Genomic DNA, 15,307 nt, shown 5'->3' on the forward strand with positions numbered 1-15,307 from the left:
GGCTAAGGACTGATTTCAAAACAAGACTTTAGGAATAAAGCCTGCTAGCATCGGTCGGCGCTTATTTTGGCGAGCAACAGGTAAATGGGCACTTTTTTAAATAAAATTATAATTATTAGCCCTAAAATTACAACGAAGGACACTTATGAGTACAGAAAGAGAGCATTTTAGTTCCCGCTTAGGGTTCATTTTAGCTGCTGCAGGTTCAGCAGTTGGTATTGGTAATTTGGTTGGCTTTCCTGTGAATGCGGCTAAAAATGGTGGCGGTGCATTTTTATTAATGTATGCACTTTTTGTTTTCTTTATTTGTTTACCTGTGATGGTTGCCGAAATGGCGGTTGGTCGGAAAACGGCAAAAGAGCCTGTTGGGGCTTATAAAACCTTAAGTGGCGGTAGTAGAGCTTGGGGCGCTGCTGGTTTTCTTGGCGTGTTAACCCCCTTTATGATCGCTGTTTTTTATATGGTGTTAACAGTATGGATTTTTGGCTATATCGTTTTAACATTAAGCGGTAATTTAGATTACTTAGCCAGCAGTAATGGTTTTGGTGAGTTTGTTAATAGCCCATATTTATTCGTGGGTATGGGGGTAGTTGCCGCCATTGTTAACTTTATCCTGGTTGCCGGTGTTAAAGACGGTATCGAAAGGGCGTCAAAAATATTGATGCCGACCTTGTTTATTATGCTCCTGATTATGGTGGGCTATGTTTTAACGTTAGATAACGCACTTTTAGGTGTTAAGTTCTTCTTAATTCCTGATGTATCTAAAATTACGCCTGCGGTGATTAATGGCGCGTTATCACAAGCGTTTTTCTCCTTGTCTTTAGGCATGGGCATACTGATTACTTATGGCTCTTATATTGACCGTAAAACCGATATTGTTGGTTCAGCAAAGCTTGTCGCTTTAACAGATACCGCGGTTGCATTCACTGCCGGTTTAATGATTTTACCAGCGGTATTTTCATTCAATCCTAATGTTAATCCAGCGGAATTGAGTGATAGTTCAGTATCATTAATCTTTACCTTTTTACCAAAAATATTTTTAGCGTTGCAAACTTCAATTGGTTATATCGGAGCAAGTGCGGTAGCGGCGTTCTTCTTTATTCTGGTGTTTTTTGCCGCTATTACCTCGTTAGTTTCTATTTTAGAGGTGCCAGTATCTTATTTAGTAACAGAGAAAAAACACAGTCGTAAGAAAGCCTTATCGATATTATTGATGACGGCAGGGGTATTAACTGTTTTTGCAACGTTATCATTTGGTATGGTGTCATATTTCACAGAGTTTACCTCTTATGCTGGCGGAACTCGCTCATTTTTTGATGTGATTTATGATGTTTTCTACGATACTATTTTACCGTTAAATGGCTTTTTATTATGTGTGTTTGTTAGTTACCGCTGGAAAAGATTGCAGTTATCTGAAGAACTTTCGGTAGGGAATACAAACTATAAAGGCTCTTGGGTTGAGAAGTATATTAACTTTTCGTTAGGGACATTTATCCCCGTAATAGTATTTGGTATTTTTATCAATACGGTTATGCAAAAGTTCTTTGGTTATAGTATTTTTGGCTTTTAAATAAAGCTAGTTGTTATTTAAAATGAATAGGGCCGGATAATTTGTTATTATCCGGCCCTATTTTTTTGTAGCTAGAGCTTCTTATAATGATTGAATTTATCCAACCATGTGACTTCAGTGAAAGCCAACGGCTATTCCATGGTCGTGGCCATGCATATCCTGAGTTGTCGCATGTCAATATTGATTGGTTTGAGCCCGTTATTTTGATCAGTTTATATCAAGAAGTCGAGCCAAATTGGTTAGCTGAGCAAGTCGCTCAATTAAAGACATTGACCGATAAATGCCAATCTATTCAAGTACAGTATCGCTGTCGAAAATTTGCCCCGTGCGAACTGCTCTGGGGACAAGAAATAACTAATCTGACCGCAAAAGAGCATGGGTTAAAATATCATATCAGTTTAGGTAAAGCGCAAAATTCAGGATTGTTCTTGGATATGCGAAATGGACGAGAATGGGTTAAAAACTGCAGCGAAAATAAGCGTGTACTGAACTTGTTCTCTTATACCTGTGCATTTTCGGTCGCTGCATTGGCAGGCAATGCAAGTAAAGTGGTTAATATTGACATGAGTAAAAGTTCTTTAACAAAAGGGCGAGAAAATCATCGACTGAATCAACAAGATCTCAGTAAGGTTATTTTTGAAGGTGTTGATATTTTTAAATCTTACGGGCGTCTGAAAAAGCATGGACCGTATCAACTGTTAGTTTCAGATCCGCCATCTTTTCAGAAAGGTAGCGTTGATATTGAAAGAGATTATAAGAAAATTATTCGTCGCTTACCTGATTTAATGTCCGACAATGGTGACGTATTGTTATGCTTAAATTCGCCAGATCTCAATATCGAATTTTTACTGGCAGAAGTGGCAAGAGAATGCCCCGATTGCGTATTTCAATATCAGCTTAATGCCCCAGAAGTTTTTAAAGAAGCGCATGATGGTAAAGGGCTAAAGTGTTTGTACTTTATATATAAACCAAGGGTGTAAGCCTTAATCGCTTGCAGGTATAAATTTTTTATTCAAGCAAAGCACTATATTTTATAATTTTTGACTAATTCAATACCACACGAGCCGCTAATAAAATCAAAAAGCTACCGGTAACTTTATCGACAATATGGCTATTAGCTTTTAGTTTTTCTAATATAGGCCCACGTGACATTGTAAAAGTAATAATGATATACCACAGCATATCGATAATGCCGACGGTTGCGGTCATTATGCCTTTCTGTTGCCAACCTGCATCGGGTTCAACAAATTGGCTAAATAATGCTAAGAAGAAAATCGCTAGTTTAGGGTTTAAGAAAGCAATTAAAAAGCCATCTCGCCAACCATTGATTGTTGGATCTAGGGCGCCATCTTTTTGGGCAAATTGAATACTTTGTTGCTTACTCATTAAGGCTTTAATGCCCAGGTACAACAGAAAAGCTGCGCCAGCGTATTTTATTGCCGCGAAAAGCATAGGCGATTGTACAATGAGCAGGCCAATACCTGTCGCTGTAATCGCTGCATATAATGCAACACCTAAACCGTGACTGATGGCTGTGGCATAGCCTTGTTGTGAACCACCGTTTAAGGTGTTTTTAATCACTATAGCAAGGCTAGGGCCTGGAGATAAGGCACCAAGAATACAAATAACAACCAATGATAACCATAAATGAAACTCCATAATTTGAGACGCCTTAGCTAGGTGAGTGTTTTAGAAAACTAATGTACATTTTTAATGCGAAGAAAACTGGCAAATCTTGGCACACCTCGCTGTGTTTTACCAATGTATTTATAGGTTATTACGCTGCCAACTTTCGGCGCTAACTTACGCTGATGATCAGATAATCCCGTCCCTATTTTAAAGATAATGCCTTCAGGCGTTTTAACCAATAATGCGCCAAGTAAGCCTTGATATTTTCCTTTCCCTGCAGAATGACCTATAACAACGGCTTCAGCGTCTTGATGTCTTTTGAGTTTTAATAGGTTTTTACTACGACCACGTTGATAAGTTGCTGATGCAAGGTGAAGCATTAAACCTTCACCATGATTATCAACAACGCGATTTAACCATGCGTACAAATCTGCATTATTTGCGACTTTTTGTTGTTGGATCATCGCCAGGTAAGGCGAGTGATTATCCTGAATTAATTGCTTCATGGTGGCAATTCGCGCCGTAAAACTATTTGTTTGTTGGGGTAAGTCGAAAATCATGAGTTTAAGATTTTTCCAGCATGCACCGTCTGAGCGTTTGCGTCTGACGCATGCGCTAATTTGTTCAAATTTTCCTCGCTCACTCCATAGTTCTCCTCCCATCGCGACTTTAGGCCAATTTTCAATAAACCATTCTGGAGGGGATAATAGATTACCACTTCTTGTTAATAGCTGTTTTCCAGTCCAGTATCCACGTACACCGTCTAATTTTTCACTCACCCAGTAGTCAGTAATAGCCGTACTTTTGTGATATTTAGTGGCAAGTTGTAATCGCGGTTTTTTCAGGTCCATCTGATCTTTTTTTACTTGTTGAGCTTGCACGCAGGGCAGTATAAATAGTAAAAAAATAAGGCAAAAAAATTGTTGATATGTCGTTGTTTGAAACATCCTTGTTCCTTTATTTATTCGCGTTGAATTTAATCTCATCTAACGCGTATTTTAAGTAAATTTGCATACAGTATAGAAGTGTTTTTTGTTATTGCTTCATCACTTATACATACTCCATAGGAAATAAACAATTAACCTGATTAGTCGTGAGATAAAGTCGATATTTTCTCAATGTTGACTACACTCTGGCTTAAAATGGAATTCAATGGATGATAGACAATGAAACGGACTTTTCTTTTTTGCCTAATGTTAATGATTTTATTAGGCTCATTTTCGGCGATAGCAGGAAAAAAACACTGCCAAGCTTATCGCAGTAAACTCGATAATATTCAAAATCAACAGCGTCAGGCTAGTTCAAACAAGCGTAGTCAAAGTTTATCTAATAAAGAAGCTAAAGCCCGAGATACATGGTGGCGATGTGAAACCGGTAAGCTGAAACCCAAATTAAAGAAAAAAAAGAAGAAAAAATCAAAGAAAAAGTACACGAGTAAGAAAAAATACCACAAAACTAGTACTGATCTAGTCGTTCAAAAATCGATTAAACCTTTAGTGCCTTTTGCCAGTAATAACCCTGTGGTAGTGCGTTCAATATATCAAGATGAAAAGTTGCAAGCTTGGCTGTTATTCTATAAACCAGCGAAAATGTGTGCTCGGCCAAAATCTACGCAACAGTTTGCCGCCTGTGTTGAAGATAAACGTAGCCAACAAACAAAATTTGAACAAAGCTATTAAATATACTTTTGCACTAGCGACTAATATGTTGGCTTTTACGCCACATTATTACCATAGTTTTTAAATGTATATTTTTAATTTATTGATAATATTGAGTAATTAATTTTGGAACGACTCTTGCTTTTTATTTTCTAAATAGACGGTTAATAATTTATAGGCCAAATATGCCAAATACTATAGCAGCAAAAATAAAGCGAACAGGTCTCATTATCCTAGGTTTTATGTGCTTATTGATTGGGGCCATATTTATACTTTTACCCGGCCCAGCAGTAATATTTATACCGCTTGGTTTAGCATTGTTAAGTGTAGAATATGATTGGGCAAAAGTGTGGCTAAAAAGAAGTCAGCGTTATTTTCGCCAAGCGGCTGTCAAAACTGATCAAGCGTGTCATTGGTTAGGCAGGAAACTACGTGGTTAATCTCGATAGGCTGAAAGTTGTAACAGCTTAATTAGCGAAAAATTTAATGAGTAATGGCTTTATCGCAATTACTCATAGTGACTTAAACCAAGCAGTGCTATTGAGCTGACAGGCTACTTTTGCGCTATATAAAGTGCTTTAGTATTATTATATTGTGTCACAATATTATCAATAGTGTCTTGGCAATACTCTCGTAAACCACTCAATAGCATAAACTTCTTGCCGTGACCTATGACTTTGTCTTGTGACACTAAATCAAACGATAAGCAGGCATTACCGCGTTTACCATCAATATCTAACGTCGTTGATGATAAGCGTAATGTGATGTCTTCAAAATCTAGGTTATCAAGATGAATTGACATACTTTCATACATTATCATCGGGCGAGTCGGGTTGATCATCACCTGACATTCTTTCATCAATTCTACGAGAATGTGTGGGAAAGTGTGGCCCGAAAATTCGACATATGCACGGGTCAATGCGGTAATGGAATTGCTGTTTTTGGTGTAGTCGCCTGACACTGACATATTCAAATATTCTTTTTGATTATCGTCGACGATGCTGGCCACTGTGGTTATTTCTGTTGGGATATTTAATTTTGTGGAATCAGTTACCATGCCAGAAAATTTAAAGCTCATTTCTTGGTGCAAACCGGCACGTTCCAATATTAATGAAAACAACAAGTCGCCCGGAACACAAAAGCGTTTGGCATCAATATTATGCAAAGGATTAAAATCATCAGCAATTTGCTTAGCAAAGTCACTTGCCTGTTGGCGTGTGAAACTAATTTGATCATCCGTAATTTGGCAATAATTCTCTAAAAACATGGATACTTGTCATCACTTAAAGCTATTAAAATCGGCGCTATTCTATCAGTATGCCTTGCTAAAATCGAAGGTTATTAATATATAACTCACTAAGCTGACCAGTAAGAATAAGGCCTTTAGAGGATATAGTGGCTATTTTTCTGCTGTACTGGTTGATGTATAAGTATTAACCAGTTGTTCTTTGTTATGTTTACTCAGCTGTTTAAGTTGATACTCACGGCGGCTTGCTTGCTGCCGGTTTAGTTGAGGCTCCGAATATGCCAAAGTTACCGGGCGGCGAACACGGGTATATTTTGCCGCTTTTTTATTACATTTATTATGCTCATCTAAGCGTCGTTCAAGCGAGGTTGTAATGCCTGCATAAAGGCTATTGTCGGCACAACGAAGAAAATATACGTACCACATAATAATAAAGTCTGATCAGAGAGCTAATAATTCATTTTCGCAATTTTTTGGGAGATATTCGAGATAAAAATGAATTAATGGTGGCTGCTAGTAGGCGATTTTTATACTATAAGTGTCTGAAAAAATAATAGGTTGAGATATGTTACAAACAGAAACAGGTGCTCTGCGCAAAATGCGTGCGGATTTAGCTTCAGATGGTACGGTAAATTATCGCATGGTATTGGGCGATCAAGAAGTTGAGCTAAATTCACTTATTGGGAAGCGCCTGACACTGAATTTTAGTGGTTATATCGATTGTCAGCATTGTGGCAGAAAAATAAAAAAGAGTTATTCTCAAGGCTATTGTTACCCTTGTATGCAAAAACTAGCACAATGCGACATGTGCATTATGAAGCCAGAAACTTGCCATTTCGAACAAGGCACTTGTCGAGAGCCAGAATGGGGGGAAAGCAATTGTATGATCCCTCATTATGTTTACCTAGCGAATACCTCTGGCTTAAAAGTCGGTATTACGCGCCATACGCAAATACCGACTCGGTGGATTGACCAAGGCGCCACACAAGCTCTACCTATTTTTAAAGTGAGCACTCGCTTACAGTCAGGGCTAGTTGAAATTGCTTTGGCTGAATTTATTGCCGATAAAACCAATTGGCGAGCAATGCTTAAAGGCAGTGCTGATGCGCTAGATTTAAAAGCCATAGCGGAAGAGCTGAAGCCTAAAATTGCAGAAAAATTGGCAAGCGTTAGTCTCAAGTATGGTGCTGATGCTGTCATAGAATTAGACGAAAGTGTTGTGGATTTACATTTTCCTGTTAAAGAGTACTTAACAAAAATTTCATCCTTTAACTTTGATAAAACACCGGAGGTTTCAGGTGTATTGCTCGGTATTAAAGGACAATATTTAATTTTTGAAACTGGCGTGATTAATTTACGTAAATTTACGTCGTATCATGTTAATTTACAGGTAAGTTAATTATTTCATTTGGTATTACATAGGCTAAACTGAATTTATTACCCGTAGATTTAGTTTTAGCTAAGTTATTATAGCGATGAAAGCGATTTTAGGATCATTATGATGAATGCTAACGATTATGCACAACAAGCCAGTGAAATATTTGTTCTTTCAGATTCTTTTGTCCGTATTAAGGAGTTGATTGATGATGAAGATTCAACGATTGACGACATCGCAGATGTAATTATAGTAGACCCAGCATTATCGGGAACCATATTAAAACTTGCCAATAGTTCATTTTTTAATTATCCCGGGAAAATTGATACCATTTCTAAAGCTTTGCTGGTGCTGGGAATTACCGAAGTATATAACCTCGTGATATCTTTTTTTACTAGCCGCGCGTTTAAGGAATTAAATGTAGATCCGGACTATTTAGATGATTTTTGGTGTAAAAGCGTTGATTGTGCGTTAATCGTTAAATACATTGGCGTTCAACTGAGAATCCCCAATGCTGAACGCCTATTTATTATAGGGTTACTGCATAACTTAGGTGAGCTTGTTATTCAACAGTCGTCCCCTGAAAAAGCATCCGTGGCTAATAAGTTCACAGCGACAGAGTTACCTTGGGATAAGCAACAACAAACCTTTGGTTTTACTTATGGTGAGTGCTCGGCCGAGCTTTTAAAGCAATGGCAATTACCGTATAGCATTATCGAACCTATTCGCAACCAAGATAATAATGATTTTTCCTACAGCACCGATGAAACTAAATTATTGTATCTAGCGAAAAGAATTATGTTGAGTCAATTTGATTGTAGTATGCACCCAATTGAACTGATTTTAACCGAAGATGCGATGCAGCAGTTACCAATAAATGAAGATATGCTACAAGGGGCAGTTAATTTTTGTGATTTTGAGCGCTTAAGTGTCTTATCAATTATAAATCCAGGCTCTGCGATGATTTTTTAATCGTTATGCTTAAAGCGTAAACTTCTCTACCTGAATCAAACACATTTCGATACCTTAATGGTCTTTGTATAGGCCTTTGGTCTTAAAACTAACTCCAGATCCTGCATTTTTTATTTACTGCATTTACATATCTTCTACCTATTCCATTCCTTCGATGTAAACCATTTTTTGCAAAAAATATTGCACCAGCAGCTTACAAATGAATTTCATTCGCACTGTCGTGGTGCGGGAGTATCTCCTTAATAATTTCTATGTCTATGTTTTTTAATGTTTATTCAGTTTGGCATAAAGCTTGATATGTAAAGGTTAATAATAATTAAGGAAATGCAACATGAAACTAGTAAGCGCAATCATAAAGCCATTCAAGCTTGATAATGTCAGAGAGGCTATTTCTGAAATAGGTATTGAAGGGCTAACCGTTAGTGAAGTAAAAGGCTTTGGTCGCCAGAAAGGGCATACCGAGTTATATCGTGGTGCCGAATATCAAGTGGACTTTTTACCTAAGGTAAAGCTTGAAATTGCGGTTAACGATGAGGTTGTGCAACGGTTAGTTGATGCAATAGCAGAAGCTGCACATACCGGAAAAATTGGTGATGGCAAAATATTTGTTTATGACCTTGAGCATGCCGTGCGCATTCGTACTGGTGAACAAGACGTAGAAGCGATATAGGAGCAAACTCATGGAACAAAATATTTTTCAACTTCAGTACGCAATGGATACTTTTTACTTTCTAATTTGTGGCGCGCTAGTGATGTGGATGGCTGCAGGCTTTTCGATGTTAGAAGCGGGTTTAGTTAGAGCTAAAAACACCACCGAAATTTTGACCAAAAATGTCGCGCTTTATGCTATTGCCTGCATGATGTACTTATTTGTTGGTTACGACATTATGTATGGTGGCGGCATGTTTTTATCCGGTATAGAAACGGTTGATCCTGCAAAAGTTTTAGCCGACTTTTCTACGCGTGAAGACGGCTTTACCGGTGCCGCAATATATTCAGCGGCATCTGATTTCTTTTTCCAAGTAGTTTTCGTTGCAACGGCGATGTCTATTGTTTCAGGTGCAGTAGCTGAACGTATGAAACTATGGGCATTTTTAGCTTTTGCTGTCGTGTTAACGGGGGTTATCTATCCAATGGAAGGTAGTTGGACTTGGGGTGGTAATGCCGTGTTTGGTTTATACACTTTATCTGAACTTGGATTCTCAGACTTTGCTGGCTCGGGTATTGTGCACATGGCCGGCGCAGCTGCGGCACTAGCGGGTGTTATTCTATTAGGCGCACGTAAAGGTAAATACGGTAAAAATGGTCAAATAAACGCAATACCAGGCTCTAACTTGCCGATGGCGACCTTAGGGACATTTATTTTATGGATGGGGTGGTTTGGTTTTAATGGTGGTTCAGTATTAAAACTTGGTGATATTGCTAGCTCACACTCAGTTGCTATGGTGTTTCTAAATACTAATGCTTCAGCTGCCGCTGGTGCTGTAGCTGCGTTAGTTTTAGCTAAAGTACTATTTAAAAAAGCCGATTTAACCATGGTGTTAAATGGCGCGTTGGCAGGATTAGTCGTAATAACGGCTGAGCCATCAACGCCAACACCTATGCAAGCAACATTGTTTGGCGCAATTGCGGGCATTGTTGTTGTGCTATCCATTATTGGCTTGGATAAAATAAAAATTGATGATCCGGTTGGTGCAATATCTGTACATGGTGTGGTGGGTTTACTGGGTTTGTTGTTAGTACCAGTAACGAACAGTGCCTCGAGCATTAGCGGGCAGTTAATCGGAGCTGCAACCATTTTTGTATGGGTGTTTGCTACCAGCTTTGTGGTTTGGTTTGTGCTGAAAAAAATCATTGGCATCAGAGTTAGCGAAGACGAAGAATATGAAGGTTGTGATCAATCTGATTGTGGTATGGAAGCCTACCCAGAGTTTACTCGCGGCTAAATAATTCAAGGTCAGTTATTCAGTAATCATAAGCCTGTGTATTAACGTACACAGGCTTGTTTTATTTTAGCATTGATACTTGCTTGAAAACGTTAAAGCTATCGAAGAATATAAATAATTTTCAAAGTTTACTGCCATTAGTAATAAACTGTGTAAAATTAAGAAATTAATCAATATATTTATGAGTGGATTGTTATATGGCAAGAGAGCAGTTTGGCGTTTGTGCGGAGCCCAGTCTTCACGGATATTATTTATTATTTAATGCTTTAGATGATAAAAATTTATTTTTACGTAAAGCACTATCCCGTTTGCCAGCCTTATTTGATAAATATGCTGACCGTTTTTCAGAAGCTAATTTAGCGGGTGTTATTGCTATAGGAACCAATTTTTGGGATGAATTATATCCCCAAGGTCGGCCAAAACATTTGCGACAATTTCCAGAAATGGCGATAGAAGATCGAACGGCGCCTGCCAATAACTATGATCTTTATGTTGAAATTCGTGGTGACCGAGCCGACGTGAATCATATTGTGGCGACAAAAGTTTGTCAGTTATTGTCAGACAGTGTCGAATTGGTCGAGCAAGTTCGAGCGTTTCGTTTTTTAGACGGCCGTGATTTAAGTGGTTTTGTTGATGGCACTGAAAACCCTCAAGGTCATCATCGTCGTCGAGTTGCCCTCATTAATGACGAGCAAGATCCCGAATTTGCTGCCGGTAGTTACTTACATATTCAGCGTTATCGTCATAACTTAAATTTGTGGAATTCATTGGAAGTTAAAGAGCAAGAAGATGTTTTCTCACGTACCAAAGTAAATAATGATGAATACTCAGAAGAAAATAAAGCACCTACGTCTCATATTAAGCGCGTTAACTTAAAAGATAGTGAAGGTAATAGCCTGGAAATATTGCGCCAAAGTATGCCTTATGGCGATATGAAATTGCAGGGATTGTTTTTTGTGTCTTATTGTCACACACCTGAGCCTTTCGAATTAATGCTTAAAAGTATGATTAGTGGTGATGCTCATGGCCATAGTGATCATCTGCTTAAATATACTCAAGCAGAGACCGGTGCAGCATTTTTTGTGCCGAGCTTGAATATTTTAGCGCAGCTTGGCGAATAGTTTCGCTACCAATTTTATTTAATTAGGTGGTCTATTTTATACGCAGATAACCTGGCCAACTAGACATTATTTGTATTAATAACTTCTTGATCACATTATTAAATAGTTGCTTGTTTTAACAAGAAGAAATGATCAGATGGTTGGTGGGATTGGTCTGAGTTGTAACGCTATATTTTTTGAATAAATATAGCGTTGTGCCTACATAAATTTAATTAACAATTGCCTCAATAACGAGGGTGAATAGTTAAGTTAAATTCTTTAAAAATAACGCTTCAAGTCGCGAAATGGTTTGTTTAATTGCTTTCACATTCGTGGGGGCAATAAAAATAGTATCGTCTCCCGCAATTGTGCCAAGCACGCCATCACTTTTACTTAAACTATCCAGCAAACGCGCGATTAATTGAGCGGCGCCAGGACTCGTTCTAATGATTATCATCACGTCGTTATGCTCTATATCGAGTACGAGCTGCTTAAGCGGGCTTTTAGCTGTCGGCATGCCTAACTCTGCAGGTAAGCAATAAACCATTTCTTGGCGGGCATTACGCGTTCTTACAGCACCAAACTTACTTAACATACGTGATACTTTAGATTGGCTGATATTCTCAAACCCTTGAGCTTTTAAAGCCTCGGCAATATCACCCTGTGAACTAAATTGTTCCTGGTTTAATAAATCTTTGAATGCTTGCACTAAAGCTTCTTGTTTTTTTTGTCCGCTCATATAGGTCCACTAAGTGATAAAATTATGGTCGACTATTATTGTGAAATAATACCTAAGTATTATTTCACAATTTTTATTATACGTTATCCTTATAGGTCAATACAGATTAATAATATGAAGTCTACTAAAGTTATGAAGCGCTGAGCGGGGAATAAATTTAATAGAATTAGTATAAACATTGTTTTTTGGCGGTTTATAATATATCTTTTGGCCGACAAATTTTTTACGTAATTACTCAAATCTTCGGAGACATCGAATGAAAGTTGCTGTGCTAGGCGCTGCTGGCGGAATCGGCCAAGCGTTATCTTTACTATTAAAAACTCAATTACCTGCAGGTTCTGAGCTATCTTTATATGACGTTGCACCAGTAGTTCCAGGTGTTGCCGTTGATTTATCACACATCCCAACAGCAGTAAAAGTTGCTGGTTTTGGTGCTGACAATTTAGCCGGCGCGTTAACAGGTGCTGATATTGTAATTATTCCTGCTGGCATGCCACGTAAACCCGGTATGGACCGTGCAGATTTATTTGCCGTTAATGCGGGTATTATTAAAACTTTAGCAGAAGGCATCGTTGCTAACTGTCCTAAAGCATTAGTAGGTATTATTACTAACCCAGTAAACGGTACAGTGCCAATCGTTGCTGAGGTTTTCAAAAAAGCCGGTACTTATGATAAAAACCGTGTTTTTGGTGTAACAACACTTGACGTAATTCGCTCTGAAGCATTCATTGCTGAATTGAAAGGCTTAAACGTAAGTGAAGTGAAAATTCCGGTAATTGGTGGCCATTCAGGTACAACAATTTTACCACTTCTTTCACAGGTTGAGGGTGTTACTTTCTCTGATGAAGAAGTTGCAGCCCTAACGCCACGCATTCAAAATGCCGGTACTGAAGTTGTAAACGCTAAAGCTGGTGGCGGTTCTGCTACACTTTCAATGGGCGCAGCAGCTGCTCGTTTTTGTTTATCTTTAGTAAAAGGTTTACAAGGCGAAGATGTTGTTGACTACGCTTACGTAGAAGTTGAAGGTGGCGATGCGCCATTCTTTGCTCACCCAGTACGTTTAGGTGTTAATGGTATTACTGAAATATTGCCATACGGCGAGCTAAGTGCTTTCGAAGAAAAAGCAAAAAATGACATGCTTGCAACATTAAACGCAGACATTAAAGAAGGTGTTGATTTTATCAACGGCTAATCTTTGCTAAGCTCTGCAAAAAACAAAACCGCGTTATCGCGGTTTTTTTTGTCTAATACCAAGTTGATTAATTAGCTGCTCATTTGAAATGGTTAAAATGAATAATGACGGCGTTATAAAATTGATAAGTAGCATAACTACTGACTAAATTTTATGCCTTGTCATTATCCATTTATCCTCATGAAAAAGTAGACCAATTAATTGAGTAAATTGGTATCAATTTTAATGTAAACCATTAAAACTCGGAGATAATCAATCAACTTTGTATTATATTATAGACAAAATATAAATGACTAACGGCTAGGTCTTACGTTGAAATATTTCACTTTTAAAAAACACGCCTTGAAAAATAGCTTTCCGATAGCAAGCTTTTTTATGACTGTGCTAATGACGTGCTCGGTTATAGCAAACGAAAACTCAGTATCATCACATAAAGCATTACATTCGGTTGATGAGGTATTGCAGCAAGTAACTGATTGCAATGCGACGATTGTTATTCGTTCTCAGTCTTTGAGCGCGAAGCAGTTAGCTAACGCTTGTGAAACACTTATCGCCCAAGAAGATCACTTTCACCTGACCTTTGCTACCAGAGGAAAGCCGGTAGCCGATGACCATAATGATAAAATGCGGGCTAATGTTTATGCTAATCGCGATGAATTTATTAAATATGCTAGCGCACATTTTACTATGCCTACGAATAACGGTGGCATGTATTTGGAAGGTTATCCCGAGCGAGATGACAACCGCGCTGAGTTTGTAGCTTATGAACGTGAAGGAAAGATTTGGAATTTATCACATGAGTATATTCATTATCTTGATGCCCGTTTTAATAAATATGGTGATTATTGCAATGGTTTACATGATGATCATGCGGGGCCTGAATTCTGTCCAAGTCCAAACTTACCCTATCCGCATATTGTTTGGTGGGTTGAAGGTTTGGGAGAGTATCTAGCATGGCGAGAAAACAACCCGAAAGCGGTTGCGCTAGCAAAAAACAACAGCTTTAAGCTGAGCGAGCTATTTAATACCAGCAGTAATGCAAATACCGGTACAGATCGGGTTTATCGTTGGGGCTATTTAGCGGTACGTTTTATGATGGAAAATCATCGTAAACAAATAGAACATATGCTGCATTTCACTCGAACGGGCAATTGGCAAGGCTATCAGGCGCTTGTTACAAGTTGGGCAAGCCACTATGATGATGAATTTAGTCAATGGCTGGTCGATTTACCCACGACTGAAACAACAACACAGTAATCTAGCCAATGTATCATTACATTAATCCGTTTGGTAAAATGCGAATAACTTCATAAAATATAATTGTAATATGACTCAGCCCTTTAGTTATCAATCTAGCTTTATATTAGACAAATCTCATTTTGGTGAGTGCTTTGATGAATCTGTACAAGTACAAACTCCGATTACTTTGTATCGTAAAGGTGCTCTATTGATGCTTGTTGGTGCCGCATTAGTGATGTTTTCAGAACTCAATCCTTATGCTGCTTGGTTTATTTTTTCTTTAGGCATATTAGAAATTGTCAGTAACCACTATAAAAAGTCGTGGTGGGTTGCACGCCAGATGTTAAGCAAAGTAGCGAAAGCTGAGATCCGCTTAGACATTAATGAAGATAGTATCCATATCTCGTCATTTTATAATGATAACAATATGCAATTTAGCGACATAGAGCTGATAACCCCAACAGATAATGGCTGGCTCATAAGCCATAAGAATAATAGACACTATATTTCCAATCGTTGTCTTAATGATTCAGCTAAAGCTTTTTTACACGCTAAAATTAGCCACTAGGCTAAAAGAAAGCTAAAGCTAAAGCTAAATCTAATACCTATACCTATTTGTAACGTTACCCATTAACGGATGA

Annotated in this window: 17 protein-coding genes; 12 read left to right on the forward strand and 5 right to left on the reverse strand. The window is 38.1% G+C overall.

Annotation, left to right across the window (positions count from 1 at the left end; genetic code table 11):
• Positions 1-145 precede the first annotated feature (145 nt).
• Positions 146-1,570: a sodium-dependent transporter gene (locus B5D82_RS00250; protein ID WP_081148247.1), complete on the forward strand. Its 1,425-nt coding sequence runs from the start codon at positions 146-148 to the stop codon at positions 1,568-1,570.
• 86 nt (positions 1,571-1,656) lie between these two features.
• Positions 1,657-2,550, forward strand: coding sequence for a class I SAM-dependent methyltransferase (locus tag B5D82_RS00255; RefSeq protein ID WP_081148249.1), 894 nt, complete (start codon positions 1,657-1,659; stop codon positions 2,548-2,550).
• A gap of 64 nt (positions 2,551-2,614) precedes the next feature.
• Here B5D82_RS00255 and B5D82_RS00260 read toward each other — a convergent pair whose 3' ends face one another.
• Together B5D82_RS00260 and B5D82_RS00265 are read right to left on the reverse strand one after the other, a co-directional pair.
• Positions 2,615-3,229, reverse strand: coding sequence for a LysE family translocator (locus B5D82_RS00260; RefSeq protein ID WP_081148251.1), 615 nt, complete (start codon positions 3,227-3,229; stop codon positions 2,615-2,617).
• Positions 3,230-3,267: 38 nt separating this feature from the next.
• Complete coding sequence (locus B5D82_RS00265; protein WP_081148253.1) at positions 3,268-4,146, reverse strand: DNA ligase; 879 nt, start codon at positions 4,144-4,146, stop codon at positions 3,268-3,270.
• Positions 4,147-4,365: 219 nt separating this feature from the next.
• Here B5D82_RS00265 and B5D82_RS00270 point away from each other — a divergent pair, with 219 nt between their 5' ends.
• On the forward strand, positions 4,366-4,878 hold the full coding sequence (locus B5D82_RS00270) for a hypothetical protein (RefSeq protein ID WP_157673812.1): 513 nt from the start codon (positions 4,366-4,368) through the stop codon (positions 4,876-4,878).
• A 164-nt stretch (positions 4,879-5,042) separates the two neighbouring features.
• On the forward strand, positions 5,043-5,297 hold the full coding sequence (locus B5D82_RS00275) for a PGPGW domain-containing protein (protein WP_081148257.1): 255 nt from the start codon (positions 5,043-5,045) through the stop codon (positions 5,295-5,297).
• A 113-nt stretch (positions 5,298-5,410) separates the two neighbouring features.
• On the opposite strand, the gene B5D82_RS00280 is transcribed toward B5D82_RS00275, so the two are convergent.
• Both B5D82_RS00280 and B5D82_RS00285 read right to left on the reverse strand, forming a co-directional pair.
• Positions 5,411-6,124 (reverse strand): DUF3581 family protein, encoded by a 714-nt coding sequence (locus B5D82_RS00280; protein WP_081148259.1) that lies wholly within the window; start codon positions 6,122-6,124, stop codon positions 5,411-5,413.
• Positions 6,125-6,256: 132 nt separating this feature from the next.
• Positions 6,257-6,529, reverse strand: coding sequence for a GIY-YIG nuclease family protein (locus B5D82_RS00285; RefSeq protein WP_172820609.1), 273 nt, complete (start codon positions 6,527-6,529; stop codon positions 6,257-6,259).
• A gap of 172 nt (positions 6,530-6,701) precedes the next feature.
• Here B5D82_RS00285 and B5D82_RS00290 point away from each other — a divergent pair, with 172 nt between their 5' ends.
• The 5 genes from B5D82_RS00290 (at position 6,702) to B5D82_RS00310 (ending at position 11,517) form a co-directional block, all read left to right on the forward strand.
• On the forward strand, positions 6,702-7,502 hold the full coding sequence (locus tag B5D82_RS00290; protein ID WP_425429898.1) for a DUF2797 domain-containing protein: 801 nt from the start codon (positions 6,702-6,704) through the stop codon (positions 7,500-7,502).
• A gap of 99 nt (positions 7,503-7,601) precedes the next feature.
• Positions 7,602-8,450: an HDOD domain-containing protein gene (locus B5D82_RS00295; protein WP_245807528.1), complete on the forward strand. Its 849-nt coding sequence runs from the start codon at positions 7,602-7,604 to the stop codon at positions 8,448-8,450.
• Between the two features lie 331 nt (positions 8,451-8,781).
• Positions 8,782-9,120 (forward strand): P-II family nitrogen regulator, encoded by a 339-nt coding sequence (locus B5D82_RS00300; protein ID WP_081148267.1) that lies wholly within the window; start codon positions 8,782-8,784, stop codon positions 9,118-9,120.
• A gap of 10 nt (positions 9,121-9,130) precedes the next feature.
• Positions 9,131-10,396: an ammonium transporter gene (locus B5D82_RS00305; protein WP_081148269.1), complete on the forward strand. Its 1,266-nt coding sequence runs from the start codon at positions 9,131-9,133 to the stop codon at positions 10,394-10,396.
• A gap of 197 nt (positions 10,397-10,593) precedes the next feature.
• A complete protein-coding gene (locus B5D82_RS00310; protein WP_081148271.1) occupies positions 10,594-11,517 on the forward strand; it encodes a Dyp-type peroxidase in 924 nt (307 codons plus the stop codon).
• 244 nt (positions 11,518-11,761) lie between these two features.
• On the opposite strand, the gene argR is transcribed toward B5D82_RS00310, so the two are convergent.
• Positions 11,762-12,235, reverse strand: coding sequence for a transcriptional regulator ArgR (argR, locus tag B5D82_RS00315; RefSeq protein WP_081148273.1), 474 nt, complete (start codon positions 12,233-12,235; stop codon positions 11,762-11,764).
• Positions 12,236-12,491: 256 nt separating this feature from the next.
• Between argR and mdh the strand changes: the two genes are divergently transcribed.
• The 3 genes from mdh (at position 12,492) to B5D82_RS00330 (ending at position 15,234) form a co-directional block, all read left to right on the forward strand.
• Positions 12,492-13,427: a malate dehydrogenase gene (gene mdh, locus B5D82_RS00320; RefSeq protein ID WP_081148274.1), complete on the forward strand. Its 936-nt coding sequence runs from the start codon at positions 12,492-12,494 to the stop codon at positions 13,425-13,427.
• A gap of 312 nt (positions 13,428-13,739) precedes the next feature.
• The gene (locus B5D82_RS00325; protein WP_245807529.1) at positions 13,740-14,684 is read left to right on the forward strand and encodes a collagenase; all 945 of its coding nucleotides are present in this window, start codon (positions 13,740-13,742) and stop codon (positions 14,682-14,684) included.
• Between the two features lie 70 nt (positions 14,685-14,754).
• Positions 14,755-15,234, forward strand: coding sequence for a YcxB family protein (locus B5D82_RS00330; protein ID WP_081148279.1), 480 nt, complete (start codon positions 14,755-14,757; stop codon positions 15,232-15,234).
• Positions 15,235-15,307: the final 73 nt, after the last annotated feature.

It is taken from the genome of Cognaticolwellia beringensis, assembly GCF_002076895.1.
In the GTDB taxonomy this organism is placed as follows: Bacteria; Pseudomonadota; Gammaproteobacteria; order Enterobacterales; family Alteromonadaceae; genus Cognaticolwellia; species Cognaticolwellia beringensis.

Bases quoted from the DNA above. Each gene is read 5' to 3' on its own strand.
- B5D82_RS00285 (WP_172820609.1), bottom strand. From the start codon at position 6,529: ATGTGGTACGTATATTTTCTTCGTTGTGCCGACAATAGCCTTTATGCA.
- mdh (WP_081148274.1), top strand. From the start codon at position 12,492: ATGAAAGTTGCTGTGCTAGGCGCTGCTGGCGGAATCGGCCAAGCGTTA.
- B5D82_RS00330 (WP_081148279.1), top strand. From the start codon at position 14,755: ATGACTCAGCCCTTTAGTTATCAATCTAGCTTTATATTAGACAAATCT.
- B5D82_RS00270 (WP_157673812.1), top strand. From the start codon at position 4,366: ATGAAACGGACTTTTCTTTTTTGCCTAATGTTAATGATTTTATTAGGC.
- B5D82_RS00255 (WP_081148249.1), top strand. From the start codon at position 1,657: ATGATTGAATTTATCCAACCATGTGACTTCAGTGAAAGCCAACGGCTA.
- B5D82_RS00305 (WP_081148269.1), top strand. From the start codon at position 9,131: ATGGAACAAAATATTTTTCAACTTCAGTACGCAATGGATACTTTTTAC.
- B5D82_RS00280 (WP_081148259.1), bottom strand. From the start codon at position 6,124: ATGTTTTTAGAGAATTATTGCCAAATTACGGATGATCAAATTAGTTTC.
- B5D82_RS00260 (WP_081148251.1), bottom strand. From the start codon at position 3,229: ATGGAGTTTCATTTATGGTTATCATTGGTTGTTATTTGTATTCTTGGT.
- B5D82_RS00265 (WP_081148253.1), bottom strand. From the start codon at position 4,146: ATGTTTCAAACAACGACATATCAACAATTTTTTTGCCTTATTTTTTTA.
- B5D82_RS00300 (WP_081148267.1), top strand. From the start codon at position 8,782: ATGAAACTAGTAAGCGCAATCATAAAGCCATTCAAGCTTGATAATGTC.
- B5D82_RS00295 (WP_245807528.1), top strand. From the start codon at position 7,602: ATGATGAATGCTAACGATTATGCACAACAAGCCAGTGAAATATTTGTT.
- B5D82_RS00310 (WP_081148271.1), top strand. From the start codon at position 10,594: ATGGCAAGAGAGCAGTTTGGCGTTTGTGCGGAGCCCAGTCTTCACGGA.
- argR (WP_081148273.1), bottom strand. From the start codon at position 12,235: ATGAGCGGACAAAAAAAACAAGAAGCTTTAGTGCAAGCATTCAAAGAT.
- B5D82_RS00275 (WP_081148257.1), top strand. From the start codon at position 5,043: ATGCCAAATACTATAGCAGCAAAAATAAAGCGAACAGGTCTCATTATC.
- B5D82_RS00290 (WP_425429898.1), top strand. From the start codon at position 6,702: ATGCGTGCGGATTTAGCTTCAGATGGTACGGTAAATTATCGCATGGTA.
- B5D82_RS00250 (WP_081148247.1), top strand. From the start codon at position 146: ATGAGTACAGAAAGAGAGCATTTTAGTTCCCGCTTAGGGTTCATTTTA.